The sequence below is a fragment of the Streptomyces sp. NPDC033270 genome (assembly GCF_055576575.1).
In genome coordinates, this window is record NZ_JBVIRA010000013.1 from 55,821 (window position 1) to 79,263 (window position 23,443).

A 23,443-nucleotide genomic window follows, 5' to 3' on the forward strand; every position below is an offset into this window, starting at 1 on the left:
CCCGGTCGGCTGGCCGGCCTCTTCAGTTGCGGCGGGCGACGACGCGGTAGGCGTTCGACAGACGGGTGCGCCGAGCGAGCGGTGCCAGGAGCGTGTCGAGCCCGAAGAGGACGAGGAGCAAGGGGGCGGCGATCAGATATGCCAGGGCACGGGTGAGGCGGCCGATCCGCCCAGGTGCCGTGGGCTGCCAGGGGAGGTCTTCTCCGGGGAGGGCGGAGTTGAGCAGGTTGAGGGCGGCGGCGACCAGGTCGGTGGGGACGTGGGGTGCGCGGCGATCGACGGCCTGGATGGTGAAGTCGTGCTGTTCCAGCGCGCGGCGGAGGTTGCGCAGCGGGATGAGGTGCAGGTGCTGGGGCTGTAGCCAGGGGACCCACCAGCGGCCCAGCAGCCGCGCCGAGAGGCACTGGGGGTCGGGGACTTCGATCAGGAGATGGCCGCCGGGGCGCAGAGCGGTGTGGGCGGCGGCGAGTTCCCGGCCCGGGTCGGTGGTGTGTTCAAGGTAGTGGTGCATGCTCACCACGTCGTACCGGCCGGCGAGTTGAGCGGACAGTTCGGTGAACGAGCCCTGGTAGGCGTGGCTGATGCGGCCGGTGCGGGCGGCGATCTCGACGCCTTCCCCTCGGTCGAGACCGTGGAATTGTGTGGTGGGGTGGATCGACCGTGCCTCGGCGCAGAAGTGGCCGTGGCCCGTGCCCACGTCGAGCCAGCGGGAGGGGCGCCCGAAGGGCACCAGTGCCCGGGCTCGGGACCGGTAGAGCTTTCGGGAGAGGTGCGAGGACGCCAGCCGGTCCATGGTCCGTTCGTTGAGGCCGTCGTAGCAGTCGCGGTAGTAGAACTCCAGGCCCTGCGTGCTCAGCCGGGGGTTTTGGAAGACATGGCCGCAGCCGTGACACTGCTCCAGCGTGAAGGCTCCCGGTTTGCGCTGGATGAGGTCGGTGGTGTGCAGGCGCCGGCGGAGGTCGCGGCAGGAGCACCAGGGGCAGTCCTCTCGGCGGGGCTCGAAGAACCTCTCCAGCCCCTGCGCCAGCTCGCGTAGGTATGGAGGCCGTTGGGCGGCGATGCGGGCGCCTTTCGAGGGCATCGGGTTTCTCTCTCCACCTGGCGGACGGCATTCGTCGTCGGACCGGAATCGGTGGGACCGGAGTCGGTGGGACCGGAGTTGACGGAGCCGGATTCGGTGGGGCCGGATTCGGTGGGGCCGGATTCGGTGGGGCCGGATTCGGTGGGACTCGGGCCGGTCGGGAGCGGAAGTAGATTAGCATTCCTTTTGTCCGGTTTCGGGGAGGTGAATTCGTTCGTGCGCAGTCGCCTTCGCGTGGATACAGAAGGCCGGGTTCGTCGGCTTGGGGCAGCGACGGGCAACGGGTCCCGATACGATCAAGGCCTCCCCGTGGCGCACCGCGCCGCCGTGGACCACGGAGTCCCGGCCCACCCGTGCCGGCCCCGTCAGAACCGCATCCGGATCCGCATAAGGACAACCCACCCGTGAAGAAGCGCGTGATAGCCGGCGTCGGGGCCCTCGGCCTCCTCATGGCCGCCGGCATCTACGAAGTCAGTGCCGCCACCAGCGACCCGCTGACCCTCGCGGAATACTGGAAAATCAAGGCCGGCAGCAGTCAGAAAACCCTCCTGAAGTATGCCAACACCTGCCAACAGGAAACCGACGCCGAACCCTCCCAGAACTACCCCGTCACCTGGACCTGCTACGGCGTCGACGGAATCAGCAGTGCGGTGTTCTTCTACTCCGAAGGCGAATTGTTCAGCAAGACGGAGACCGGGCTCCAGTAGGCCGCACTCCCCCGGCGGCCGGACCGCCCTCGTCGTCGCCTCGTCGTGATCGTGGCCGATTGCCAGCACCCCGCGCCGCAGGGCACCCTTACGCCATGTCATACGTAAGGCTCGAAGCCTGGATCGGCGGAGAGTGGATCGAAGTGGACGCCGTGAGCGTCAGCCTGACGGAATCCGCACTCACTCTCTCCTTTGAACGCCAACGGTCCGAGGCGGGATACCGGAGCCTCATCTGGGAACCGTTGGAGAACTTCCTCCGGGAATACCGCAACGAGCCGCTCGTCGTCGTCCCGCAGGGACGCAACCTCCCGGTGATGTTCGGCCCCGGCGCCGCGGGGCCCTTCCGGCTCGCGGAGATGCCGGAGGGCTGACCGACACACCGGTCCCTCGCACCTCCGGTGGCCGTGGAGTCGGTCGTGCGGCGGTATCAAGCCGTCACCCGATGCGGTCGCCTGCGGGCGGACGACGTTGCGGCGACTGGCATCGGCGCCTGTGACGTGATCGGCTGGACCGCCCGTCGCCGTCGGCCCGTACCGACGGCAGCGTGAAGGAGGCGGATGATGACCGGTCAGCGCGTTCGATCGTCGGACGGGGCACCCGCGGTCGGACGGCCGGCGCGATGAGCCGCCGCACCAGCGCACCGGCCGGGCGGGCGGAGGTCGTCGTGGTGGGGGGCGGTGCGGCCGGGCTGAGCCTGGCGCACTGCTTGACGCAGACGGGTACCACCTCGGTGACCGTGGTGGAGGCGCCCGACGGACCGCTGCGACCCGCCGAGCGCACCTGGTGCTACTGGGACGACGCACCCGGGGAGTTCGAGGAGGCGGTGGTGGCCTCGTGGCCGCGGCTGCGGGTCCGCGGCCCGGACGGCCGACATGTCACCACCGACACCGCACCGCTGCGCTACCGGATACTGCGGTCCGCGGCCTTCGAAGAGCTGGTGCACTCCCGGTTGGCGCGGTACCCGCAGACGTGTGTCCTGCGCGCGACGGCCCAGGCCGTGCGCACCGCCACCGGCGGGGCCGAGGTCCGCTGCGCCACCCCCGACGGCCGGGTCCTCCTCCTTCGGGGCCGGTACGTCTTCGACTCCCGGCCCCTGCGCCGACTGCCGCCGGCCCGTACGACGCTGCTTCAGCACTTCCGCGGCTGGTTCGTGCGCACGGCGGGTGAGTGCTTCGACCCCGAGGTCGCGGACCTGATGGACTTCCGGGTGCCGCAGCCGCGCCACGGACTCGCGTTCGGCTATGTGCTTCCCCTCGCGCCCGACCGGGCGCTGGTCGAGTACACCGAGTTCTCCCGCACACCGCTCACCACGGCCGCGTACGAGGCTGCGCTGCGCCACTACACCGGCGCGGTGCTGGGGCTGGGGGCGCTCACCGTGGAGTCGGCCGAGCAGGGCGTCATCCCCATGACCGACGCACGCTTCCCCCGCCGGATCGGGCCGGCCGTCTTCCGCGTCGGGGCGGCCGGCGGTGCCACCCGGCCGGCGACCGGCTACACCTTCGCCGCCGTGCAGCGGCAGAGTCGGGCGATCGCCGCCGCACTGCGCGACGGAGGCGACCTCGCGCCCCGTCTCCACGGACGGCGGGCCCTCGCCATGGATGCCGTACTGCTGCGGGCGCTGGACACCGGCCGGATCGACGGCCCCGGGTTCTTCACCGACCTGTTCCGTCGTGTCCCGACGGCGCGGCTGCTGCGCTTCCTCGACGGCGCCACCACGCCCTGGGAGGAGTTCGGCATCGGTCTGCGCACGCCCGTCGGCCCCATGCTCCGCACCGCGGCGGAGCTGCCCTTCCTGCCCCGCCGCCCCGTCGCCGGGGTGAATGCGACCGCCCCGTCCGAGGAGAGCCGCCGATGACGCTGCTGCGCGACCACGACCTCACCCGCGCCTTCGACCGCGCGTCCCACAGCTACGACCGCCTCACGGCGCTGAACCCCGGCCACCGGTCCGGCCTGCTGCGGTCGGCCCGCCGGCTGCGCCTGCCGCGCGAGGGCGCCGGTCTGCACGTACTGGACCTCGGCTGCGGTACGGGCGCCTCCACCCGGGCCCTGCTGGACGCCGCTCCGCGCGCCCGGATCACGGCCGTCGACGCCTCCGCCGGCATGCTGGAACGCGCGCAGGCCAAACGGTGGCCCGCCACCGTCCGGTTCCTGCATCTGACCGCCGAGGAACTGCGCACCGTCGACGAGGGTCCCTTCGACGCCGTCTTCGCCGCCTATCTGCTGCGCAACGTCACCGACCCGGACGGTGTCCTCGCCGTCATGCGGGCCCTGCTGCGTCCCGGCGGCCGGCTGGCCGTGCACGATTACAGCCTCAGCGGATCCCCGCTCCACCGGGCGCTGTGGACGGCGGTGTGCCGGACACTGATCATCCCGGCGGGGACCCTGAACGGTGACCGGGCGCTCTACCGCCACCTGTGGCACAGCGTCCTCGCCTTCGACACCGCCCCGGTGTGCGCGGCCCGGCTCGTGCGGGCCGGCTTCACCGGTGTGCGCACCGCCCCCGTCGCCGGCTGGCAGACCGGCATCGTCCACACCTTCCTCGGCCGCAAGGGTTCCGCCGCCCCGGTGACGGGGCCCGCCGTATGAGCGCCTTCGGGCGCGCCGGGGCCGCCCGCAGGGGCCGCGACCGCAAGGCGCAGGTCCTGATGCCCGTCCCGGGCCGGGCGCGCTTCACCGGCGGCGACGCGCCTCGTGTCGCGGTGGTCGGCGGGGGCGTCGCCGGCATCGCCGCGGCCACGGCCCTCGCCGAACGCGGTGTGCGGGTGACGCTCCACGAGCGGGAGGCGTCGCTCGGCGGCCGCCTCGCCGGATGGCGGACGTGCCTGGCGGACGGCTCCGAAGTGACCATGAGCCGCGGCTTCCACGCCTTCTTCCGCCAGTACTACAACCTGCGCGGTCTGCTGCGGCGGACCGACCCCGCTCTCGCCTGCCTTCTCCCCCTGCCCGACTACCCCCTGCGGCACAGCGGTGGCCTGACCGACAGCTTCGCCCGAGTGCCCCGGACACCGCCCTGGAGTGCGCTCGGATTCGCCGCCCTGAGCCCGACGTTCGGCTGGCGCGACCTCGCCTCGATGGACCCACGCGCCGCGCTGCCGCTGCTCGACGTCCGGGTGCCCGAGGTCTACGGGCGCTACGACCGTGTCAGCGCGACCGACTTCCTCGCCCGCGTCCGCTTCCCCGAGGCCGCGCACCATCTCGCGTTCGAGGTGTTCTCCCGCAGCTTCTTCGCCGACCCGCGTGAACTGTCCGCCGCCGAGCTGCTGGTGATGTTCCACATCTACTTCCTCGGCTCTTCCGAGGGCCTGCTCTTCGACGTGCCGGGCGAGCCCTTCCCGCGGGCTCTGTGGGAGCCGCTCGGCGGCTATCTGGAGAAGCACGGGGTCGACATCCGTACCGGCGCTCCGGTCGGTGCGGTACGGCCGGTCGACGGCGATCTGGAGGTCGAGACCGACGGGACGAGGGAGCGGCACCAGGCGGTGGTCCTCGCGCTCGACACGGCCGGACTGCGCGGGATCGTGGCGAGGTCACCGGGCCTGGGGAGCGCGGGGTGGCGCGACGACGTCCAGGGGCTGCGCACCGCGCCACCGTTCCTCGTCTCGCGCCTGTGGCTCGACCGGCCGGTGCGCGAGGACCGCGCCGGTTTCCTCGGCACCAGCGGATTCGGGGGCCTGGACAACGTCAGCGTCCTCGACCGCTGGGAGGGCGAGGCGGCCCGCTGGGCGGCGCGCACCGGCGGTTCGGTGGTGGAGCTGCACGCCTACGCGGTCGATCCCGCCGCGGAGCCGAAGCGGGTGCAGGAACGGCTCGTCGACCGGCTGCGCGAGGTCTACCCGGAGACACGGCAGACGCGGATCGTGGACGCGCGCCATGAATGGCGGTCCGACTGCCCGCTGTTCGACGTCGGTGGCCACCACCGCCGGCCGTCCGTACGGACCCCGCACCCGGGCGTGATGGTCGCCGGCGACCTGGTCCGCACCCGCCTTCCGGTGGCCCTGATGGAGCGCGCGGCGACCTCGGGCTTCCTGGCGGCCAACGCCCTGCTCGCCGACTGGGGGATCCGCGGCCAGGTGCTGTGGACGGTGCCGAGGGCGGGCCGGTCCCGGGTTCTGCGGGCCCTGGCGGGTGCGGCGGCCCGCCGCTGAGCGGCCGGGCGGGCCGGGCACGTCCGCTCAGCCGGGGAAGCGCCCGGTGCTCCGCAGGGCCCAGCGGCGCTCGGCGTAGGCCAGGTCGTCGCGCCACAGTCGGCCGGCGGCCCGGCGCATCAGGGGGCGCAGCATCGGTGCGGCGGCGCGCGCCAGGGCGAAGCCCCGCCGGTCCGACGCGGCGACGACGGCCTCGATCACGGCCGTTGTCGGCTCCGCCGCCGCACTCGCGGTCAGCGGCGTCGCATGCGTCTCGACCACGGACGTCGCCCCCTCGCCCTCGGTGATGCGCATGACGACGGTGCGCGGTTCGGGTGCGGTGAACTCCGCGCGCACGGGCACCACCAGGCGGCCCGCGACGCGGAACGACACCTCGACGGCGAACGCGTCGTCCTGTTCGTGCCGCGCTACGCGGACCACGCGGAGGTCGACGAACGAATACGGGTGGAACCACGAGCCGTGCCAGGGGTCGAGCCGGTTCGCGACCACGTCCTGCGGCTCGCACCGTCCCACCGCCGTGCACACCGCGTCCACCGCCCCCGCCGCCGGTCGGGCGGGTACCACGGGGCGCGCCAGCGGCTCCTCGCCCCCGACCTCGTCCAGCCGCACCCACACCAGCACGCCGTCGTCGTGGACCGGGAACGGCTCCCAGCCGGCGAACGGGCCGCCGTCCAGGGCCAGTCCGTGCCAGTGGCACACCAGCGTGCCGCAGACCACCCGGCCGTCGCGCAGCGGAGCCCCCAGGTGCGGGCACGCACCGGGCCCGGCCCGCAGTGCACCCGCCGCGGTCCGCCACAGGACGACCTCCACGCCGGCCACCGTCCTGCCGCGGGGGCGGCCGCCGGCGGTCACGTCCCGGGAGGCTCCCACGACGAACCAGTTGCCCGACGGCCGCGCGCCGGCGCGTTTGAGGGCGTCGGCGATCAGCGTGGGCCGCGCCTCGCGCCAGGTGGGCGGCTGCGCCTCCCACTTCGGTCCACGGCGCAGCCGCAGTGGTGGTCTCCAGCCCGCCCGTTCCCTCCGGTCGGTCACCGCCGGTCCCCCGCCCGTTGGGGGGTCGGCTCGGCGCGTGCCGGGGCCGTTGGGCGCGGCGGGCCGGTACGGGCGCGGGCGCGGGCGCCCAGGATGCGTACGATGCCGGCCGCGGCCGTTACCGCCCGGCGCCGGCGCGGCACCACGGAGCGGCGGTGCAGTACGGCGTAGTCGTCGGCGGCGATCGCGTCGAGGATGCCTGCGTACAGCGTGTAGGCGGCATGGATGCAGGGCCGCACCCGGGGGTCGAGCATGGCGATGCCCGGTTCCGCCTCGCGGTACACCGCTCTCGTCAGGGCCTCGGCGGCGGCGAACGCGGCGCGGATCCGCGGGTCGCGGCGTCCGGTGCGGCGGCTCCATTCCAGCAGCGGCCGGTCCGCCCCGTGGGCGGCGAGCAGGTCCGCCGGCAGGTAGACGCGGCCGCGGTCCAGGTCCTCGCCGACGTCGCGCAGGAAGTTGGTGAGCTGGAAGGCCACTCCGAGGGCCGCCGCGTGCGGCGCCGCCGTCTCGCGGGGCACCACGGTCCCGAGGACGGGCAGCATCTGCAGCCCGATCGCCGCCGCCGAACCGTGCATGTAGGCACGCAGGTCCGCGTATGTCGGATAGTCGGTGACGCTCAGGTCGTCGCGCATCGAGGCCAGGAAGTCGGCAAACAGCCGGGGGTCGATCGCGTACCGGGCTGCGGTGTCCGCCACTGCCCGCACCACGGGCTGGTCGCCGCCGCCGGTGCCGAGGCCGTGCGCGAGGTCGTTCTCCAGCAGCCGCAGCAGCCGGTCCCGCTCGGGGGGTGTGCGCCGCCGGTCGAGGTCGTCGACGATGTCGTCCGCCCAGCGGGCGAAGCCGTACAGCGCGTGGACGGCACAGCGGCGTTCGACCGGCAGCAGACGGGTGGCGAGGAAGTACGTCTTGCCGTGGCGGGCGTTGAGCTGCCGGCAGTGTGTGTAGGCCGTGCGCAGGGCGGGGTCGGTGATGCCGGCGGCGGCCAGTTCGCGACGGGTCATCGCGGCCGCCGTTCCTGGCCGGGGCGACGTGCGGCGGCGCCGCGACGGGTCGGGGGACGGCCGCCGGTGATGCGGGCGGCGGCGAGCTTCCCGCTGATGAGCACCGTGGGTACCCCGACCCCGGGCGTCGTCCCGCAGCCGGCCAGGACGACGTTGTCGAGGTCGCGCACCAGGTTGCGCGGCCGGAAGGGGCCGGTCTGGGCGAAGGTGTGCGAGACCGAGAAGGGCGTGCCCGCCGCGTGTCCCTGCGCCGTCCAGTCGGCCGGAGTCACCAGGAGTTCGTGCTCGATGTGGTCCCCGAACCCGTGCAGGCCGCGACGTTCCAGCTCGGCCACCAGGCTGTCGCGGTAGCGCGGCCCGAGGTCGCGCCAGGCGGCGGCGGACGGCCCGGTGGCGGTGTTGGGGCAGGGTGCGAGGACGTAGTGCAGATGCCTGCCCGGTGGGGCGAGCCGCGGGTCGTGGGTCGTGGGGCGGGTGATGAGCAGGGACGGATCGCTCATCGGCTGCCCCGTACGCGTCAGTTCGTCGAAGGTGCGCTCCCAGGCCGCGCCGAAGGAGATCGTGTGGTGCGCGAGGTCCGGCCAGGTGCGGTCGGTGCCGGCGTGCAGGATCACCGCGGAAGGGGAATGGCGCAGCCGCAGCGGGCGCCGCGGTGCGCGCCCCACGAGTCGGTGCGCCACCGGCAGATCGGGGCTGAGGACCACCGCGTCACAGGTGAGGCGCTCCCCGGAGCCGAGGCGCACGGCCCGTACCCGGCCGGCCGAGCGCTCCAGTTCCGTCACCTCGGCCGACCAGCGGAACGTGGCGCCCGCGTCGCCGGCCGCCTCGGCCATCGCCTGCGGCAGCGCGTGCATGCCGCCGCGCGGGAACCACACGCCGGCCACCGTGTCCATGTAGGCGATCACGGCGTAGGCGGCGAGCGCCCGGGCCGGGGCCAGGCCCGCGTACAGCGACTGGAAGGAGAACACGCGCCGCAGGCGGGCGTCGGAGAGGAACCTGCCGATCCGCGGATCGAGCCGGCCGAATCCGCCGAGCGCCGCCAGCCGGGCCAGGTCCGGGTGCAGGAGCTGGCGGGGCGAGTCGAAGTTGGTGTCGATGAAGCGGCGCATCTGGGCCCGGTAGAGCCGTTCGAGCCAGGACCGCAGACGCCGGTAGCCGTCGGCCTCGGCGGCGCCCGCGAAGCGCCGCACCTCCGCTTCCATGGCGTCGCCGTCGGTGTGGACGTCGAGGTGCGAGCCGTCGGCGAAGCGGGCCCGGTAGGCGGGGTGCAGCGGGACGAGGTCCACCCGCCGGTACAGGCTGTCGCCGACGGCGGCGAAGGCCTCGTCGGCGAGGTGCGGCATCGTCAGCACCGTCGGGCCGGTGTCCAGGTGGTACCCGCCGAGTGCGCGCCGGCCGGCTCGTCCGCCCGGCCCGGCGTCCCGTTCGACCACGGTGACCCGGCGGCCCGCCCCCAGCAGGTGCAGGGCCGCGGAGAGGCCGGACAGCCCGGCACCGACGACGACAACGTGGTCGGTCGGCCCCGATACGGTCTTCACACGCCCTCCTTCGTCCGGTCCGGGGGCCGCCGGCCACCCCGCGCCGGGGTGCCGCGCCGGGGCGTCCCAGACAGCGCCCCCGGGCATGCGGTGATCCCTGCCCGGTGGGAGCCCTCGCCGGAGCACGGCTCACTCCGACGGCGCAGCACGAGCCGCCGGCCGCCCGTGGCGTGTGCAGTGCGTCAGTGTCGGCCCCGGGCGTGTTGGAAGCGGGCGAGGCCGTCCGCGAGGTCGATGAGCGGCTCGGGGTAGTCCAGGCGGGCGCGTTCGGGCGCGGGGAGCCGCCAGGGTTCGTGGACCGCCTTGCCGGGCACGTCCCGTAGCTCGGGCACCCAGCGGCGTACGTACGTCCCCTGGGCGTCGAAGCGTTTGCCCTGGACCACCGGGTTGAGCACGCGGTGCGGGCGGGTGTCGGTGCCGGTTCCGGCGACCCACTGCCAGTTGAGCTGGTTGTTGACGATGTCGCCGTCCACCAGCAGGTCCAGGAAGTGCCGGGCGCCGATCCGCCAGTCCACGTAGAGGGTCTTGGTGAGGAAGCTGGCCACCAGGAGGCGGGCCCGGTTGTGCATCCAGCCTTCGTGTCGCAGCTGCCGCATCGCGGCGTCGACGACGGGATAGCCGGTGCGGCCCTCCTGCCACGCGGTGATCTCCTCGGCCGCCTCGTCCCGCGTCCGCCAGCGGTCGTCGCGGGTGCGGTAGTCGTTCACGGACGAGCCGGGCCGGGCCGCCAGTACCTGGTGGTGGAAGTCGCGCCAGCACAGCTGGCGCACGAACGCGTCCGCCCCGGGGCCGCCGTGCGCGCGGACCCGCTGGACGAGCTCGACGGGCGAGAGGGCCCCGAAGTGGAGGTAGGGCGAGAGGCGGGAGGTCCCGTCGCCGGCGAGGTCGTCGTGCCGCTCCGCGTAGGCGCCCAGGCCGGACCGCTTCCAGTTCGAGAACCGCTGTCGGCCGGCGCGTTCCCCGCCTGCGGGCAGGCCCGGTGAGGTGCCGGACACCGTGTCGCGGGACAGCAGCGGCTCGGAGCGCACCTCGGCGGGTACGCGCACGGTGCGGGGCGCCGGGCAGGTGTCCCGCAGTCGTTGTGCGGACCAGCGGCGGAAGTAGGGGGTGAAGACGGCGTAGTGGTCGGAGCCGGCCGGGGTCACCGCCCCGGGTGCGAGGGCCGTGATCACCGCGTCGTGCACATGCAGGCCCACCCCGCGCTCCTGGAGCTCCTTGCGGACGAGTTCCTCGCGCCGGTGGGCGTACCGGGTGACACCGGCCGCCATGTGCACCTCGCCGGCTCCGCATGCGGCGGTGATCCGGCCCACCTCCCGCGCCACCTGCCCCGAGCGCAGCACGAGCCGGCCGCCGCGCTCGCGGAGCCCGGCGTCGAGGTCGGCCAGGCAGTCGGCGAGGAAGGCCCGCCGGTTGGGCGCGTCGAAGCCCACCGCGCGGATGCCGGGGTCGAGGACGAACAGCGGCACCACCTCGTCCGCCGCGCGCAGCGCGGCCCGCAGCGGGGGGTGGTCGTGCAGCCGCAGGTCCGCGGTGAACAGGACGACCGCGACGGTCATGGCGCCTCTCCTGGTGTCATGTCGGGGCCGTCACGGGGCACTTCGCCGGCCGCGGGCGTCCGGTCGGTGGTCCGGCGGCGCGGGTGTCCGGTGCGCGCTCATGCCCTTCGCGGCGGCCTGCGCGATGTTGCACGCCATCCCTCCGAAGACGACGGCGTGGAACGGGGAGACGCTCCACCAGTAGGCGTGCCCGGACAGTCCGCGGGGGTGGAACACGGCGCGCTGCCGGTAGCGGGTGCGGCCCTCGCCGTCGTGCTCCGCGTACATCTCCAGCCAGGCCAGGCCCGGCAGCCGCATCTCGGCGCGCAGCCGCAGCAGACGGCCCGGTTCGATCTCCTCCACCCGCCAGAAGTCCAGCGAGTCGCCCACCCGCAGCCGCTCGGCGTCCCGCCGGCCGCGCCGCAGGCCGACGCCGCCGACGAAGCGGTCCAGCCACCCCCGCACCGCCCAGGCCAGGGGGAAGGAGTACCAGCCGTTGTCCCCGCCGATGCCTTCGATCACCCGCCACAGGGACTCGCGCGACGCGGCGACGGTCAGCCGGCGTTCGTCCTCGTACAGGCTGCCGCCGGCCCAGTCCGGGTCGGTGGGCAGCGGATCGCTCGGCGCGCCGGGCACCGCGGCAGACGACCAGCGGGTGGCGACCTGGGCGTCGCGTACCCGGCGCAGTGCGAGCGTCAGCGCCTCGTCGTACGGCAGTGGTTGCCCGGGGGCGTCGGGGACGTACCGGGCGATGTCGTGCTCGTGGCAGACGACCTCGTGGCGCAGCGATTCGGTGAGCGGTCGCGCGAGGGATGCCGGTACCGGTGTCACGAGCCCGACCCAGTGGCTGGACAGCCCCGGGGTGAGCACCGGCACGGGCACGATCAGCCGTCGGCGCAGTCCGGCGACGGCGGAGTACCGGCGCATCATGTCCCGGTAGGTGAGGACGTCGGGGCCGCCGATGTCGAAGGTGCGGTTGACGTGGTCCGGCATCGCCGCGGAGCCGACCAGGTATCGGAGCACGTCGCGGACTCCGATGGGCTGGATGCGGGTGCGTACCCAACTCGGGGTGACCATCACCGGGAGGCGTTCGGTCAGGTAGCGCAGCATCTCGAAGGACACCGAGCCCGACCCGATGATCACCGCGGCGCGCAGCACCGTGGTGGGGACCGGACCGTCGAGGAGGATGCGCCCCACCTCGGCCCGCGAGCGCAGGTGCCGGGACAGCTCTCGTTCCGGGACGCCTTCGGGCGTCAGGCCGCCCAGGTAGACGATCCGCCGCACCCCTGCCGCGTGCGCCTGCTCGGCGAAGATCCGGGCGGCTGTGCGGTCCTTCTCCTCGAAGTCGCGTCCGGTGCCCAGCGCGTGCACCAGGTAGTAGGCGACGTCGATGCCGCGCATGGCTCGGGCGACCGACTCCGGGTCGGTGACGTCGCCCTCGACCGCCTCGGCGTCCGGCGCCCAGGGGTGGTCGCGCAGCTTGCCCGGGGTCCGGGCGAGACAGCGCACCCGGTGGCCCGCCCGCAGCAGCTCGGGCACCAGCCGTCCGCCGATGTAGCCGGTGGCGCCGGTCACCAGGCAGTGCCGCCCGTTGGTGTCCTGCCTCGTGCCCGTGTCCACGGTCGGCTCCTTCGCGGCTCGTTCGGCGCGCGTCGTCGCACGCCGCTGTCCGATCACGCCGCGTCAGGGAAACCGTACCCGCTGCACCGATATGGCTACCCGTTGTGACGAGCACGTACGGCCCCTGGCGTCCCGCGCCACCTCCAGCACAGCACCGCCGCGCGGTGCCCGCAGCTCCGCGCGCGGACCGGCGACGGGCGAGGGACGCCAGGGGAGCGGGGACGTCAGGGGAGAGGCCCGCTCCTCCGGCTCAGCCGACCGGGACCGAGGACGCCGCGCGCTTCTCCATGGCGCCGGACCAGACCCGTCGCGGCGGGCGGCCGACGAACTTCCCGAACAGCAGCGCCGCCGCCGTGGCCGCCAGCACCCCCGGCACCATCTCGTACACGCCCGACTGCAGCGGCCCGAGGAGGGGATCGATGTGCTTCCACAGCACCACGGTGGCCGCCCCGGTGAGCATGCCGGCCATCGCCCCCGCCCGCGTCATCCGCGGCCAGTACAGCGACAGCAGGATCACCGGGCCGAAGGCGGAGCCGAAGCCCGCCCAGGCGTAGGCGACGATGTCCAGCACGGCGCCCCCGCTGAGCGCGATGACGTACGCCACCACCGCGACGGCCACCACCGCCACGCGGGACGCCAGCACCATCGACGCGTCCGAGGCCCGCCGTTTGACGAAGGCCCGGTAGAAGTCCTCGGTCAGGGCCATCGCCGAGACCAGCAGCTGGCTGTCGGCGGTGGACTTGATCGCGGCCAGCACGGCCACCAGCAGAATGCCGGCGATCCACGGGTTGACCAGCTGGGCGCACAGCGCGATGAACACGGTCTCGGGGTTTTCCAGTGGCTGGTCCAGCGCGGCGACACCCACCAGCCCCACCAGCGAGGCGCCCGCCAGCGAGACGACCACCCAGCCCACACCGATGCGGCGGGCCAGGGGAATCTCCCGCGTACTGCGGATACTCATGAAGCGGGCCAGAATGTGCGGTTGCCCGAAGTACCCCAGCCCCCAGGCGAGCAGCGAAATCACCGCCACCGCGCCGAGCGGCCCGCCCGATGCCCAACGTGCGCCGTCGAAACCGGCCTTGGCCCCCACGTCCAGCAGGGCCGGGCTCTTGCGGGTGAGCGCCTCGTGCACCGCGCCGAAGCCCCCCAGCAGCCCGATGCCGATCGTCGGGAGCGCCACGGCCGCGCAGAACATCAGCGTGGCCTGCACCGAGTGCGTCACACTGACCGCGCGGAAGCCGCCCAGGACGGTGTAGACGACGATCACCACGGCGAAGACGGTGAGCGCGAACTCGAAGCCGCCTCCGAAGATGCCCTCGAAGAGGACGCCCCCGGCCAGCAGGCCACTGGCGACGTAGACGGTGAAGAACACGACGGTGACGGTCGCCGAGACCACCCGCAGCATCCTGCTGCCGTCCTCGAACCGCTCCTCGAAATACGCCGACAACGTCTTGGCGTCGCCGGCCAGTTCCGTGTACGTACGCAGGCGCGGCGCGACCAGGCGCCAGTTCAGATACGTGCCGACGGCCAGGCCGACGGCAATCCACGAGGCACCGATACCGGCCGCGTACACCGCACCCGGCAACCCCAGGAACAGCCAGCCGGACATGTCACTGGCCCCCGCGGAGAGGGCCGCGAGCGGCGCACTCAACCGGCGGCCGCCCAAAGCGAAATCAGAGAACGTCAACGTGTCCTGATAGGTCGCGATACCCACGGCCACCATGGCCAACAGGAAGATCCCGAATGTGATCATGACCGGTACGATCAGGGATGTCACCACTGCTCCCTCGGCGCAAGCACTGCCTCATGGTCCAGGAGCCAAGGGGCAGATCCCACGAAGAATCCCCAGAGCAGGCTCCGGCGCCAGCCGACACTACGGACCCACCACCCGCCATGACACCCCTTTCACACAAGTCCCCAACAAACACAGCCCCACACCCCGCGCACCGAACCGCTCCCCGCCCCGGCTCGACGCGCACCGGGACCACGCCCGACGTACGCCCGGCAGATCATCAGCTCCCCCACTCCCCCGCTCCCCTCGGCCTCCGTGTGCCTCGTCCCTACCCGCATACCTCACCAGACCCTGGCGGATCGTCATAGGCCAGTGCCATAAGTCACCCTTTAGGAAACGCAAAGTAGCGTTATGAGGGCGAATCTGGTCGTATATGGGACGCCATGTGACGTCGAGTGACCTGCCGCGCCGTCGATGGAATGACTAATTCCGCTATGCCCACGCGCCGTACGGCGGCACGACGCCGCGTGGTCGCTCAGGCATACGGACGTGCGCCTCCAGTTCGGCGAGCGTTTCAGGCCGCACCCCGGCGGACGGTCGGTTGCGGGCCCGCGGAGCCCGACAACACGATCGGTTCGTTCCCGCGTGCCGTCGGCCCCGCGCCGGTCGTTCGGCATGCCTGTGTGCGAGGAGGTCCTGTGAACGACCAGATGAGTCTCAGCCCGAATGCGGCACGGCAGCTCGCGACCACGACCAAGACAACTCCGCAGATGCGCGGCATCACCCCGCGCTATCTGCTGCGCGCCCTGCCCTGGGTGGACGTCGAAGCAGGTGTCTTCCGCGTCAACCGCCGCCGTACGTACGTCCTCGGAGACGACCGCATCAGCACCCACTCCGACGGCGGCTCACCCCGCATCATCCCCGGAGACCTGCGGGAACTGCCCTACCTCAGGGAGGCCGACGACGCGCTGCTGGCCGAACTGGCGGGCGCCTTCACGGAAGTTCCCTTCGAGGCCGGGCAGTTGCTCGCGCAGGACGGTGACGCGCACGACCGGCTGTGGGTGATCGCCCAGGGCCGCGCCGAGAAGCGGGTGAGCGGCCGCTACGGCGAGGACGCCCTGCTCGAAGTGATCGGCGACGGCCAGTTCTTCGACCTCGACGCCTGGACCCGCGGCGAGCCCCTGTCGTATCGCGTCAAGGCGCTCACCCCCGGCGTGGCGCTGTGCGTCGAGCGCGGCGTGCTCGCCGGGCTGTGCGACCGCGACGCGACGGTGCGCGGGGCGATGGACGCCTACCTCGCGGCGGACGGCGTGCTGCCGGGCGCCGAGGTGGCGGTCGACCTCAAGGCCGGGCACGACGGCGAACCGGACCTGCCGGGGACGTTCGTCGACTACGAGGACACACCCCGCGAGTACCACATGACCCTCGCCCAGACGGTGCTGCGCGTGCACACCAGGGTCTCCGATCTCTACAACGGGCCGATCGACCAGACCCGCGCCCAGTCCAACCTCACGGCCCACGCGCTGCGCGAGCGGCAGGAGGCCTCGCTGCTCAACCACCCGGAGTTCGGCCTCTTCAACAACGTCGCCCCCGGCCAGCGGGTGCAGGCGCGCACCGGCTCTCCGACCCCCGACGACCTCGACGAGCTGCTGACCCGCGTCTGGAAGCAGCCCGGCTACTTCCTCGCCCACCCCAGGGCCATCGCCGCGTTCGGCCGGGAGTGTACGCGCCGGGGCGTGCCCCCGATCATCGACAACCGCTTCGGCAGCCCCCTGCTGACCTGGCGCGGGGTCCCCCTGCTGCCCTCCGACAAGGTGCGGTTCTCCGGCGGTGCGGGCATCGGCACCACCGAGATCCTGCTGATGCGCGTGGGCGAGGCCGAGCAGGGCGTGGTGGGCCTGCGCCCGGCGAAGGTCGAGGACGAGGTGGAGCCCGGCCTGTCGATGCGCAACATGGGCGTCGACCAGAAGGGCATCACGTCGTACCTGATGACGGCGTACTTCAACACCGCGGTGCTGGTGGAGGACGCGCTCGCCGTGCTCCAGAACGTCGAGGTCTCCAACTACCATGACTACTCCTGACGTGATGCGGGAGGGGTGGACCGCCACGGTCCCGCAGGCGACCACAGATCCGGCTGCGGCACTGCATGGGGTCACGGCTCCCGCCACCGCACCGGCGGCGACCACGGCCGCCATGACGACTCCGGCGACGGCTCCGGCTCCGGCCGCGCCCCCGGTCGCCGGAGGGGCACCATCCGCCGCCTCCCAACCCGGCCTTCCCCCACCCTCACCACCCGCCGGTCTCCCCGGTCAACCGGTCGCCTTCTCACCCGAGTTGGCGCGGCGGGACTTCCCGATCCTGCACCGGACCGTGAACGGGCACCCGCTGGTCTGGCTGGACAACGGAGCCACCACGCAGAAGCCGCGTCAGGTGATCGAGACACTGGCCGGCTTCTACGGATCCGCCAACTCCAACATCCACCGCGGTGCCCACACCATGGCCCGGGAGGCCACCGAGGCGTACGAGGCGGGCCGGGCGGCGGTCGCCCAGTTCCTCGGCGCCCCGTCACCGGACGACGTCGTCTTCGTACGCGGCACCACCGAGGCGATCAACCTCGTCGCCCAGAGCTGGGGGCGGGCCAACCTCGGCCCCGGGGACGACATCCTCGTGCCGGTGCTGGAGCATCACTCCAACATCGTCCCCTGGCAGTTGGTCGCCAAGGAGACCCGGGCCCGGGTGGTACCCGTACCGCTGCAGCCGGACGGGCAGATCGACCTCACCGCGTACGCCGATCTGCTGTCGATGCGCACCCGACTCGTCGCGGTCAGCCATGCGTCGAATGTGCTCGGCACCGTCCCGCCGGTCCGCGAGATGACCGCGCTCGCGCACCGCTACGGGGCCAAGGTGCTGGTGGACGGGGCGCAGGCGGTGGCGCACTTCCCCGTCGACGTGCAGGACCTGGACGCCGACTTCTATGTGTTCTCCGGCCACAAGCTGTTCGCGCCCACGGGGATCGGCGCCCTGTACGCCAAGCCCGAGATCCTGCGGAGCATGGCGCCGTGGCAGGGCGGCGGCAACATGATCGAGTCGGTCAGCTTCGCCCGTACCTCCTACGCACCGGTGCCGCACCTCCTGGAGGCCGGTACCGGGCACATCTCCGGCGTGGTCGGTCTGCTGTCCGCGCTCAACTGGCTGACGTCCTTCGACCGGGACGCCATCGCCGCCTACGAGACCTCGCTCATGGCGCACGCACAACAGGCCATGTCCACGGTTCCAGGGCTGGAGCTGCTGGGTTCCGCGCCCGAGCGGATCGCCGTACTCACCTTCACCCTCGCCGGTCACGATCCGTCACAGGTCGCTGACTGGCTGGACCGCGACGGCATCGCCATCCGGGCCGGCCATCACTGCGCCCAGCCCGCGCTGGCCCACTACGGCGTGGAGAGCGCGGCCCGTGCCTCCCTCGCGCTGTACAACACACCCGAGGAGGTGGACAAGCTGGTGGCCTCCTTGCACCGGCTGCAGCAAGCCGCCTGACGCCGGGTCCGTCCGACGCCGCCGACCGCGCTCCGGTCGGCGGCGTCCGCGCGTCGCCGATCGTCCTGCGGCCGGCACGGCGGCAGGGGTCCGGCCCGTGCGGGCAGGTCCCCTGCGGTAGAAGGTTTTCGTCGGTCTCGCGACTCGGATGATCAGCCGATGACGATCACGCTGATTCCGTAGTCGTCAAAGCCGAAGTGGTCGTGGCAGTCCCCGTCCCAGCGCCAGTCGTCGTCACAGTCCCATCCGTGGGCGGAGGCGTGGGTTGGTGTGGCTGCCGGTGCGGCGGCGGGAGCCGCGCTGGCGGCGCCGGCGCCGGCGAGCACGAGGAAGGGCACTGCGCACAGTGCCGCGGCTATGCGGTGGGTCCTGGTCTTCGCGCGCATGATCGTCGTCCCCTCTCGGGGTGGGTGCGTTGCCGATGCATCGGCATGTCGATGTGGAGTTCTCCTGGGCTCACCGCCGTGCGCCGGGAACGCGCGAGGCCCTGACGCACCGTACGGGGGCGACTTAGCAGGACTCCGACCTGCTTCGCGGACATCGTTGCAACCTCAATCAGATGTCTCTTTCGAGCGTAGGCACGGCGCCCCGGCAGGTCAAAAGATGCGCTCTCCGCATTGGCCCGGCCACAATGCGGGGCCGCCGGCGGGCCACCCGGGCGGTGCCCGGCAGGTCGACGGCGAAATCCAAGCGATTGCTTGGGAAGGGGCAAGAAAACCCTGGGATTGACGCGGATTTGGGGCATCCTCGATGATCACCGAAGGGCCAAGGGCGGCAACCGCGCCCCGGCCCGCACCAGGCCGGACGGCCGGCGCGGGCCGGGGCAGGTGCCGACCCGTCAAGCACCGAGAGGAGCCCGAAGCCCATGTTCTCCGTACCTCCTGACGTCAATGGTTCAGGCAGCAATGATCCAGGAGCCGCTTCTGATAGCGGTTCAGGCATCGATTTCGAGATCGGTGCACATAGCGGTTCAGATTTCGATTCCGACAGCGGTTCAGATATCGGTTCGGTCATCGCCCGCGTCACCGGCATGGTGCGCGAGTTGGGCGCGGACACGCTCGGGCATCCCGGTGGGACGCTGCTGGCCCACCTCCACCGGGTGCAGGAACAGCTCGCCGCGTGGGGCGCCCGGCCCGCCTTGCGGCTCGCCGGCCTGTGTCATGCCTGCTACGGCACCGACGGCTTCGCCACCCCCCTGCTGCCGCTCGACCGCCGCGCGGAACTGGCCGCGGTCATCGGCGCCGAGGCCGAGGCGCTGGTGTACTTCTACGCCGGCTTCGACCGGGACGCCTCGTACCCCACGCTCGCGGACCCCGACGCCACCGTCCGGGACCGTTTCACCGGTCGCACCGGCACGCCGGCCCTCGCGCTGCGGCGGGACTTCGCCGAGCTCACCGCCGCGAACGAACTCGACATCGCCCGTGTCGACCCCGCGTTCCGGGAGGCCTCGGGCGCCGGCCTGCTCAGCCTGTTCAGCCGCCTTCGACCGCTCCTGAGCACGTCGGCGTGGCGGGACTGTCAGGCGGTGCTCTCCGCGCCGTCGGCCGCCCGCGGAACCGGAGCGGGGGTGGGGGACGAGACCGCAGCCGAGGCCGGTGCAGCGCCCGCGCCCCGACCCGTCGCACGCCCCTGGAGCGTGGCGGTGCTCGGCCCGGGCGGAGTCGGCGGTCTCCTGGCGGGCCTACTGTCCCGCGCCGGACACCGGGTGATCTGTGTGGCGGGAGAGGCGACGACGCAGGTGCTGCGGCGGGACGGCATCACGGTGCGCAGCGCGCAGTTCGGCACCTTCACCGCGCGGGTCGAGGCGGACACCGAGCTGCGGGAACCGGTGGATCTGTGCCTGATCGCCGTCAAGCACACCGCTCTGGCCGCGGCACTGGAGCGGATCCCACCCGGCGTCGTCGGTGACGGCTGGGTGGTTCCGCTGCTCAACGGCATCGAGCACCCGGACGTGCTGCGCGGGCGCTACGGCGCGCGGTGCGTCGTGCCGGGCGTCATCCGCGTCGCCTCGACCCGGACCGCACCGGGGACGATCGAGCACGGCAGCCCGTTCACCGAGATCGATCTGGCCGGAGCGCCGGAGCGCCTCGGGGTGCTGGCGGCGGTGCTGGAGGAGGCGGGGGTGCGCACGCGGGTGTCCGACGACGAGACCGCCGCGCTCTGGGCCAAGCTGGCGTTCCTGGCTCCGTTCGCGCTGCTCACCACCCATTACGGTCTGCCCATCGGTGAGGTGCGGACCGAACGGCGCGAGGAGCTGTCGGCCCTGGTCGCGGAGGCCGCCGCGGTGAGCGGGGCCTGCGGTGCGCCGGCCGATCCCACCAAGACCCTGGAGCTGTACGACGCGTTCCCGGGCGACAGCAGGTCGTCGATGCAACGTGACGCGGAGGCGGGCCGTCCACTGGAGCTCGATGCGATCGGCGGCGCGCTGCTGCGGGCGGCCGATCGGCACCAGGTGCCCGTGCCGATCGCCTCCCGGTTGGTGGCCGCGCTGCTCACCGACGCGGACGGAACTCGGCGGCGTGGTCGAGGGCCCACTGGCGCAGGGTCCGCGCCGGTGCGCCGGTGATCTCCTCGACCGTGCCGGTGGTGACGGGGCGGGGCGCGTCGAGCATCTCGGCGTACCCGTCCAGCAGGACCTCCACGAAGGAGTCGGGGATCGCCGCATCGGCCAGCAGCAGCTGCCGGGCGGCCTCCCGCGACAGCTCCTGCCACCTCAAGGGCCGGCCGAGCGCCTCGCCGATCACGCGGACCTGCTCGGCCTGGGTCAGGACGTCCGGGCCGGTCAGCTCGTACGTGGCAGCGTCGTGGCCGTCGTCGGTCAGGGCGCGTACCGCGACGGCGGCGATGTCCGCCTCGTGCAGGGGTGCCATGGCCGCGGCCCCGTAGGCGCCGCGTACCTCATCGCCGGCGCGGATCTGGTCGGCCCACCACAGGGCGTTGGCGGCGAAGGTGCTGGGCCGCAGGTGCGTCCAGCGCAGGCCGGAGTCCTCGACCAGCTGCTCCACCGCCCGGTGGGAGCGTCCCACCGGGTGTGGCTGCAGATCCCAGGGGAGCCCGCTCTGGACAGCGCCGGAGGACAGGAAGACCACGTGGCGCGTGTGTCGCTGGAGGGCGTCCACGACGGCGGCGGCCGGCTCGGCGCTGTGGAAGGGCCACATGAGGAAGACCGCGTCCACCCCCTCCAGGGCCGACTCCAGCGCGCCGCAGTCGGCCAGGTCGCCCTGGCGTACTTCGGCCTTCTGCGGCAGCCGGGCCGCGCCGGGGGTGCGGGTCAGTGCCCTCACGTCGCCCACGTGGGCCGCCAGGAGTCGGGAGACCACCTGTCGGCCCACGTTTCCGGTCGCTCCCGTGACGAGGAACTTGCTGTTGGCGTTCATCGAAGCCTTCCGTGTGGGGTGGGGTGTGCCGAGGCCTGCCGGGTCCGGCGGCGCGTGTCCACGATCACCGTGAAGGGCACGGGAGAGCCATCCGGCGCCGCCAGGACGCAGGAAGCCGTCACGAAGTAGCGTGATGCGATGGATACCGTCGCCGATATCGTGCCCCTGGATGAGGTCGACCGCGGTCTGGTCCATGCGCTCCAGATCGACGGACGCGCACCGTTCCGCGCCGTCGCCGAGGTTCTCGACGTCTCGGAGAACACGGTCGCCCGCCGTTACCGCCGACTGCGGTCGGCCGGCGTCCTCCGGGTCGTCGGCGTCGTCAACGGCGTGCTGCTGGGCTACACGTCGTGGACTCTCCGGCTGCAGTGCACCCCGGATGCGGCCGGTGCCATCGCCGGCGCGCTGGCCGCCCGGTCCGACACGTCCTTCGTGTACCTGCTCTCCGGAGGGACGGAGATCTCCTGCAACGTCCAGACGCCGTCCGCCGCCGAGCGCGATGCCCTGCTGCTGCACAAGCTCCCCAGAACCAGCCGGGTCACCGCGGTCTCCGCGCACCTGCTGCTGCGCGCCACCGCGCTGCCGAACGCCTGGGCCGGGTCCGCCCGGCTCTCCGCGGAGCAGGTCGACCGTCTGCGGCCCGCCCCGCCGTCCCCGGGCGACGGGCTGGTGGTCCTGGACGATCAGGACCGGACGATGCTGGGGATCCTCGCGCGTGACGGCAGGGCCGGCTACACCGAGCTCGCGGCCGCCATGGGCGCAGCGGACTCCACGGCGAGGCGCCGCGTGGAGGCGCTGCGCCGGGCCGGCGTGCTCACCTGCGCCGTCGACATCGCTCCGGCCGCTCTGGGATTCCCCACCGAGGCACGGCTGTGGATGTCCGTGCGGCCCTCCGCGCTGAACGACGTCGCGGGTGAGCTGGCCGCGCATCCCGAGGTGTCCTTCGCCGCCATGACCACCGGCCCCAGCAATCTCGTCGCCGCGGTCAACTGCCGCAGCGCCGATGATCTGTGCCGGTATCTGACCGAGCGGGTGGCCGCGCTGGACGCCGTCCGGTCCCTGGAGACCGCGCCGGTGATCCGCACCCTGAAGCGCACCGGGAGCGACCTGCCCGCCGCACGCTGACAGCGGGTCCCCCGGCGTCCCCGGGCCGTGCGGCCCGCCGGGACGACGTCGCGCCCGATGGGGTGCGGCGCCCCTCGGCCAGGGCCCCGTCGCTGCTGGTGAGGGCGGCCGACGAGGTGCCCGGCGGCCATGTCTTGACGAATCGGCGGGGTTCGATCTTCACTTCCTAAGTCCCCAGCACGGCCAGGGCCCCACCCCGGGCGATGCCCCCCTCACCGAAGGTCACGAACATGACGGTTGACGCCTCCGCCGCCACTGAAGTCGGGCAGTTCCTGCTCGGCGACGCCTTTCCCTGCCTGGCCGGCCGCTCGGCGTGGCGGCAGGGCGGTATCGCCCATCATCACTACACCTGGCTCGGGGACGACGGGGCGGCCCGGCAGATGACCGAGGACCTGCACGCCTATGTGAAGTCGGTGGACTGGGAGGCCAAGCCCTTCACCAGTTTCGTCGCCACCTTCTCGGGGCCGTTGAACGTGCCGGACACCGAGTTCGAGGACCTGATGTGGCAGCAGCTGCAGGCCGTTCACGATCATGACAGCCTGACCCACCCCTGGGCCGACGGCTATGACCGCGACCCCTCGTCCGGCGCCTTCGCGTACAGCGTGGCCGGGCACCCGTTCTTCGTGATCGGGCTGCACGAAACGCACAGCCGCCTGGGCCGCCGCCCGCCGTTCCCGATGCTCGCCTTCAACTCCCACGCCCAGTTCGACCGGATAAAGGCCGCCGGCCTGTGGGACCGGCTCCAGGAGAAGATACGCAAGCAGGACATCGAGCTGCAGGGCGACATCAACCCGAACCTCGTGGAGTACGAGCAGCTCTCCGAGGCCCGGCGCTACTCGGGCCGCCGCAAGCCGGCCGACTGGAAGTGCCCCTTCACCGCCCGGGTCTGAGCCCGAAGGCGTGGGGCGGCCGTGTAGCGCTGGTGCGCCGCGGGGGGGGGGGGGGGGGGGGGGGGGGGGGGGGGGGGGGGGGGAGGGGGGGGGGGGGGGGGGGGAGGGGGGAAGGGCTAATCCCGCCAC

19 protein-coding genes and 1 pseudogene are annotated in these 23,443 nt (G+C 72.9%); 11 read left to right on the top strand and 9 right to left on the bottom strand.

Features of this window, described 5'->3' with window-relative positions:
• Positions 1 to 22: 22 nt before the first annotated feature.
• Positions 23 to 1,081, bottom strand: a complete 1,059-nt coding sequence (locus ACZ5XZ_RS19460) for a class I SAM-dependent methyltransferase (protein ID WP_468979542.1) — start codon at positions 1,079 to 1,081, stop codon at positions 23 to 25.
• 404 nt (positions 1,082 to 1,485) lie between these two features.
• Between ACZ5XZ_RS19460 and ACZ5XZ_RS19465 the strand changes: the two genes are divergently transcribed.
• The 5 genes from ACZ5XZ_RS19465 to ACZ5XZ_RS19485 all read left to right on the top strand — a co-directional run bounded on the left by ACZ5XZ_RS19465 (position 1,486) and on the right by ACZ5XZ_RS19485 (position 5,930).
• On the top strand, positions 1,486 to 1,788 hold the full coding sequence (locus ACZ5XZ_RS19465) for a hypothetical protein (RefSeq protein ID WP_468979543.1): 303 nt from the start codon (positions 1,486 to 1,488) through the stop codon (positions 1,786 to 1,788).
• A gap of 95 nt (positions 1,789 to 1,883) precedes the next feature.
• Positions 1,884 to 2,159, top strand: coding sequence for a hypothetical protein (locus tag ACZ5XZ_RS19470; RefSeq protein WP_468979544.1), 276 nt, complete (start codon positions 1,884 to 1,886; stop codon positions 2,157 to 2,159).
• A gap of 248 nt (positions 2,160 to 2,407) precedes the next feature.
• On the top strand, positions 2,408 to 3,643 hold the full coding sequence (locus ACZ5XZ_RS19475) for a lycopene cyclase family protein (protein ID WP_468979545.1): 1,236 nt from the start codon (positions 2,408 to 2,410) through the stop codon (positions 3,641 to 3,643).
• Positions 3,640 to 4,374: a methyltransferase domain-containing protein gene (locus ACZ5XZ_RS19480; RefSeq protein WP_468979547.1), complete on the top strand. Its 735-nt coding sequence runs from the start codon at positions 3,640 to 3,642 to the stop codon at positions 4,372 to 4,374. Before ACZ5XZ_RS19475 ends, ACZ5XZ_RS19480 begins: the two co-directional genes overlap by 4 nt.
• Positions 4,371 to 5,930 carry an FAD-dependent oxidoreductase gene (locus ACZ5XZ_RS19485; RefSeq protein WP_468979549.1) on the top strand — a complete coding sequence of 520 codons (1,560 nt, stop codon included), beginning with the start codon at positions 4,371 to 4,373 and terminating at the stop codon, positions 5,928 to 5,930. The genes ACZ5XZ_RS19480 and ACZ5XZ_RS19485 overlap by 4 nt, the downstream gene beginning before the upstream one ends.
• Before the next feature lie 27 nt (positions 5,931 to 5,957).
• Here ACZ5XZ_RS19485 and ACZ5XZ_RS19490 read toward each other — a convergent pair whose 3' ends face one another.
• The 6 genes from ACZ5XZ_RS19490 to putP form a co-directional block, all read right to left on the bottom strand.
• Positions 5,958 to 6,962, bottom strand: coding sequence for a DUF5914 domain-containing protein (locus ACZ5XZ_RS19490; RefSeq protein WP_468979551.1), 1,005 nt, complete (start codon positions 6,960 to 6,962; stop codon positions 5,958 to 5,960).
• Complete coding sequence (locus tag ACZ5XZ_RS19495; RefSeq protein WP_468979554.1) at positions 6,959 to 7,963, bottom strand: phytoene/squalene synthase family protein; 1,005 nt, start codon at positions 7,961 to 7,963, stop codon at positions 6,959 to 6,961. The genes ACZ5XZ_RS19490 and ACZ5XZ_RS19495 overlap by 4 nt, the downstream gene beginning before the upstream one ends.
• Positions 7,960 to 9,501 (bottom strand): phytoene desaturase family protein, encoded by a 1,542-nt coding sequence (crtI, locus tag ACZ5XZ_RS19500; RefSeq protein ID WP_468979556.1) that lies wholly within the window; start codon positions 9,499 to 9,501, stop codon positions 7,960 to 7,962. Before crtI ends, ACZ5XZ_RS19495 begins: the two co-directional genes overlap by 4 nt.
• Positions 9,502 to 9,683: 182 nt before the next feature.
• A complete protein-coding gene (locus ACZ5XZ_RS19505) occupies positions 9,684 to 11,057 on the bottom strand; it encodes a cryptochrome/photolyase family protein (protein WP_468979559.1) in 1,374 nt (457 codons plus the stop codon).
• Positions 11,058 to 11,087: 30 nt separating this feature from the next.
• Positions 11,088 to 12,656 (bottom strand): SDR family oxidoreductase, encoded by a 1,569-nt coding sequence (locus ACZ5XZ_RS19510; RefSeq protein ID WP_468979561.1) that lies wholly within the window; start codon positions 12,654 to 12,656, stop codon positions 11,088 to 11,090.
• Positions 12,657 to 12,906: 250 nt separating this feature from the next.
• A complete protein-coding gene (putP, locus tag ACZ5XZ_RS19515) occupies positions 12,907 to 14,409 on the bottom strand; it encodes a sodium/proline symporter PutP (RefSeq protein ID WP_468979563.1) in 1,503 nt (500 codons plus the stop codon).
• A 677-nt stretch (positions 14,410 to 15,086) separates the two neighbouring features.
• Here putP and ACZ5XZ_RS19520 point away from each other — a divergent pair.
• Together ACZ5XZ_RS19520 and ACZ5XZ_RS19525 are read left to right on the top strand one after the other, a co-directional pair.
• Complete coding sequence (locus tag ACZ5XZ_RS19520) at positions 15,087 to 16,469, top strand: family 2B encapsulin nanocompartment shell protein (protein WP_468979566.1); 1,383 nt, start codon at positions 15,087 to 15,089, stop codon at positions 16,467 to 16,469.
• The gene (locus ACZ5XZ_RS19525) at positions 16,456 to 17,922 is read left to right on the top strand and encodes a SufS family cysteine desulfurase (RefSeq protein ID WP_468979568.1); all 1,467 of its coding nucleotides are present in this window, start codon (positions 16,456 to 16,458) and stop codon (positions 17,920 to 17,922) included. Before ACZ5XZ_RS19520 ends, ACZ5XZ_RS19525 begins: the two co-directional genes overlap by 14 nt.
• A gap of 152 nt (positions 17,923 to 18,074) precedes the next feature.
• Here ACZ5XZ_RS19525 and ACZ5XZ_RS19530 read toward each other — a convergent pair whose 3' ends face one another.
• The gene (locus ACZ5XZ_RS19530; protein WP_468979569.1) at positions 18,075 to 18,308 is read right to left on the bottom strand and encodes a hypothetical protein; all 234 of its coding nucleotides are present in this window, start codon (positions 18,306 to 18,308) and stop codon (positions 18,075 to 18,077) included.
• A gap of 644 nt (positions 18,309 to 18,952) precedes the next feature.
• Between ACZ5XZ_RS19530 and ACZ5XZ_RS19535 the strand changes: the two are divergent.
• Positions 18,953 to 19,462: pseudogene (locus ACZ5XZ_RS19535) on the top strand (DUF6817 domain-containing protein); the annotation flags it as partial.
• Positions 19,463 to 19,558: 96 nt separating this feature from the next.
• The gene (locus ACZ5XZ_RS19540) at positions 19,559 to 20,488 is read left to right on the top strand and encodes a ketopantoate reductase family protein (RefSeq protein ID WP_468979835.1); all 930 of its coding nucleotides are present in this window, start codon (positions 19,559 to 19,561) and stop codon (positions 20,486 to 20,488) included.
• Here the strand turns inward: ACZ5XZ_RS19540 and ACZ5XZ_RS19545 are convergent.
• On the bottom strand, positions 20,415 to 21,299 hold the full coding sequence (locus ACZ5XZ_RS19545; RefSeq protein ID WP_468979571.1) for an NAD(P)H-binding protein: 885 nt from the start codon (positions 21,297 to 21,299) through the stop codon (positions 20,415 to 20,417). The two genes, ACZ5XZ_RS19540 and ACZ5XZ_RS19545, sit on opposite strands and share 74 nt — an antisense overlap.
• A gap of 138 nt (positions 21,300 to 21,437) precedes the next feature.
• Here ACZ5XZ_RS19545 and ACZ5XZ_RS19550 point away from each other — a divergent pair, with 138 nt between their 5' ends.
• Together ACZ5XZ_RS19550 and gntA are read left to right on the top strand one after the other, a co-directional pair.
• Positions 21,438 to 22,424, top strand: coding sequence for an Lrp/AsnC family transcriptional regulator (locus ACZ5XZ_RS19550; protein WP_468979574.1), 987 nt, complete (start codon positions 21,438 to 21,440; stop codon positions 22,422 to 22,424).
• 230 nt (positions 22,425 to 22,654) lie between these two features.
• Entirely contained in the window at positions 22,655 to 23,314 is a 660-nt protein-coding gene (gene gntA / locus ACZ5XZ_RS19555) for a guanitoxin biosynthesis heme-dependent pre-guanitoxin N-hydroxylase GntA (RefSeq protein WP_468979575.1), read from the top strand.
• Positions 23,315 to 23,443: the final 129 nt, after the last annotated feature.

What these genes read in the sequence shown, in the direction of transcription:
- ACZ5XZ_RS19485 (WP_468979549.1), top strand. Translation starts at nt 4,371, where the DNA reads ATGAGCGCCTTCGGGCGCGCCGGGGCCGCCCGCAGGGGCCGCGACCGC.
- ACZ5XZ_RS19470 (WP_468979544.1), top strand. Translation starts at nt 1,884, where the DNA reads ATGTCATACGTAAGGCTCGAAGCCTGGATCGGCGGAGAGTGGATCGAA.
- putP (WP_468979563.1), bottom strand. Translation starts at nt 14,409, where the DNA reads ATGATCACATTCGGGATCTTCCTGTTGGCCATGGTGGCCGTGGGTATC.
- ACZ5XZ_RS19525 (WP_468979568.1), top strand. Translation starts at nt 16,456, where the DNA reads ATGACTACTCCTGACGTGATGCGGGAGGGGTGGACCGCCACGGTCCCG.
- ACZ5XZ_RS19460 (WP_468979542.1), bottom strand. Translation starts at nt 1,081, where the DNA reads ATGCCCTCGAAAGGCGCCCGCATCGCCGCCCAACGGCCTCCATACCTA.
- ACZ5XZ_RS19545 (WP_468979571.1), bottom strand. Translation starts at nt 21,299, where the DNA reads ATGAACGCCAACAGCAAGTTCCTCGTCACGGGAGCGACCGGAAACGTG.
- ACZ5XZ_RS19505 (WP_468979559.1), bottom strand. Translation starts at nt 11,057, where the DNA reads ATGACCGTCGCGGTCGTCCTGTTCACCGCGGACCTGCGGCTGCACGAC.
- ACZ5XZ_RS19495 (WP_468979554.1), bottom strand. Translation starts at nt 7,963, where the DNA reads ATGACCCGTCGCGAACTGGCCGCCGCCGGCATCACCGACCCCGCCCTG.
- ACZ5XZ_RS19480 (WP_468979547.1), top strand. Translation starts at nt 3,640, where the DNA reads ATGACGCTGCTGCGCGACCACGACCTCACCCGCGCCTTCGACCGCGCG.
- gntA (WP_468979575.1), top strand. Translation starts at nt 22,655, where the DNA reads ATGACGGTTGACGCCTCCGCCGCCACTGAAGTCGGGCAGTTCCTGCTC.
- ACZ5XZ_RS19530 (WP_468979569.1), bottom strand. Translation starts at nt 18,308, where the DNA reads ATGCGCGCGAAGACCAGGACCCACCGCATAGCCGCGGCACTGTGCGCA.
- ACZ5XZ_RS19550 (WP_468979574.1), top strand. Translation starts at nt 21,438, where the DNA reads ATGGATACCGTCGCCGATATCGTGCCCCTGGATGAGGTCGACCGCGGT.
- ACZ5XZ_RS19475 (WP_468979545.1), top strand. Translation starts at nt 2,408, where the DNA reads ATGAGCCGCCGCACCAGCGCACCGGCCGGGCGGGCGGAGGTCGTCGTG.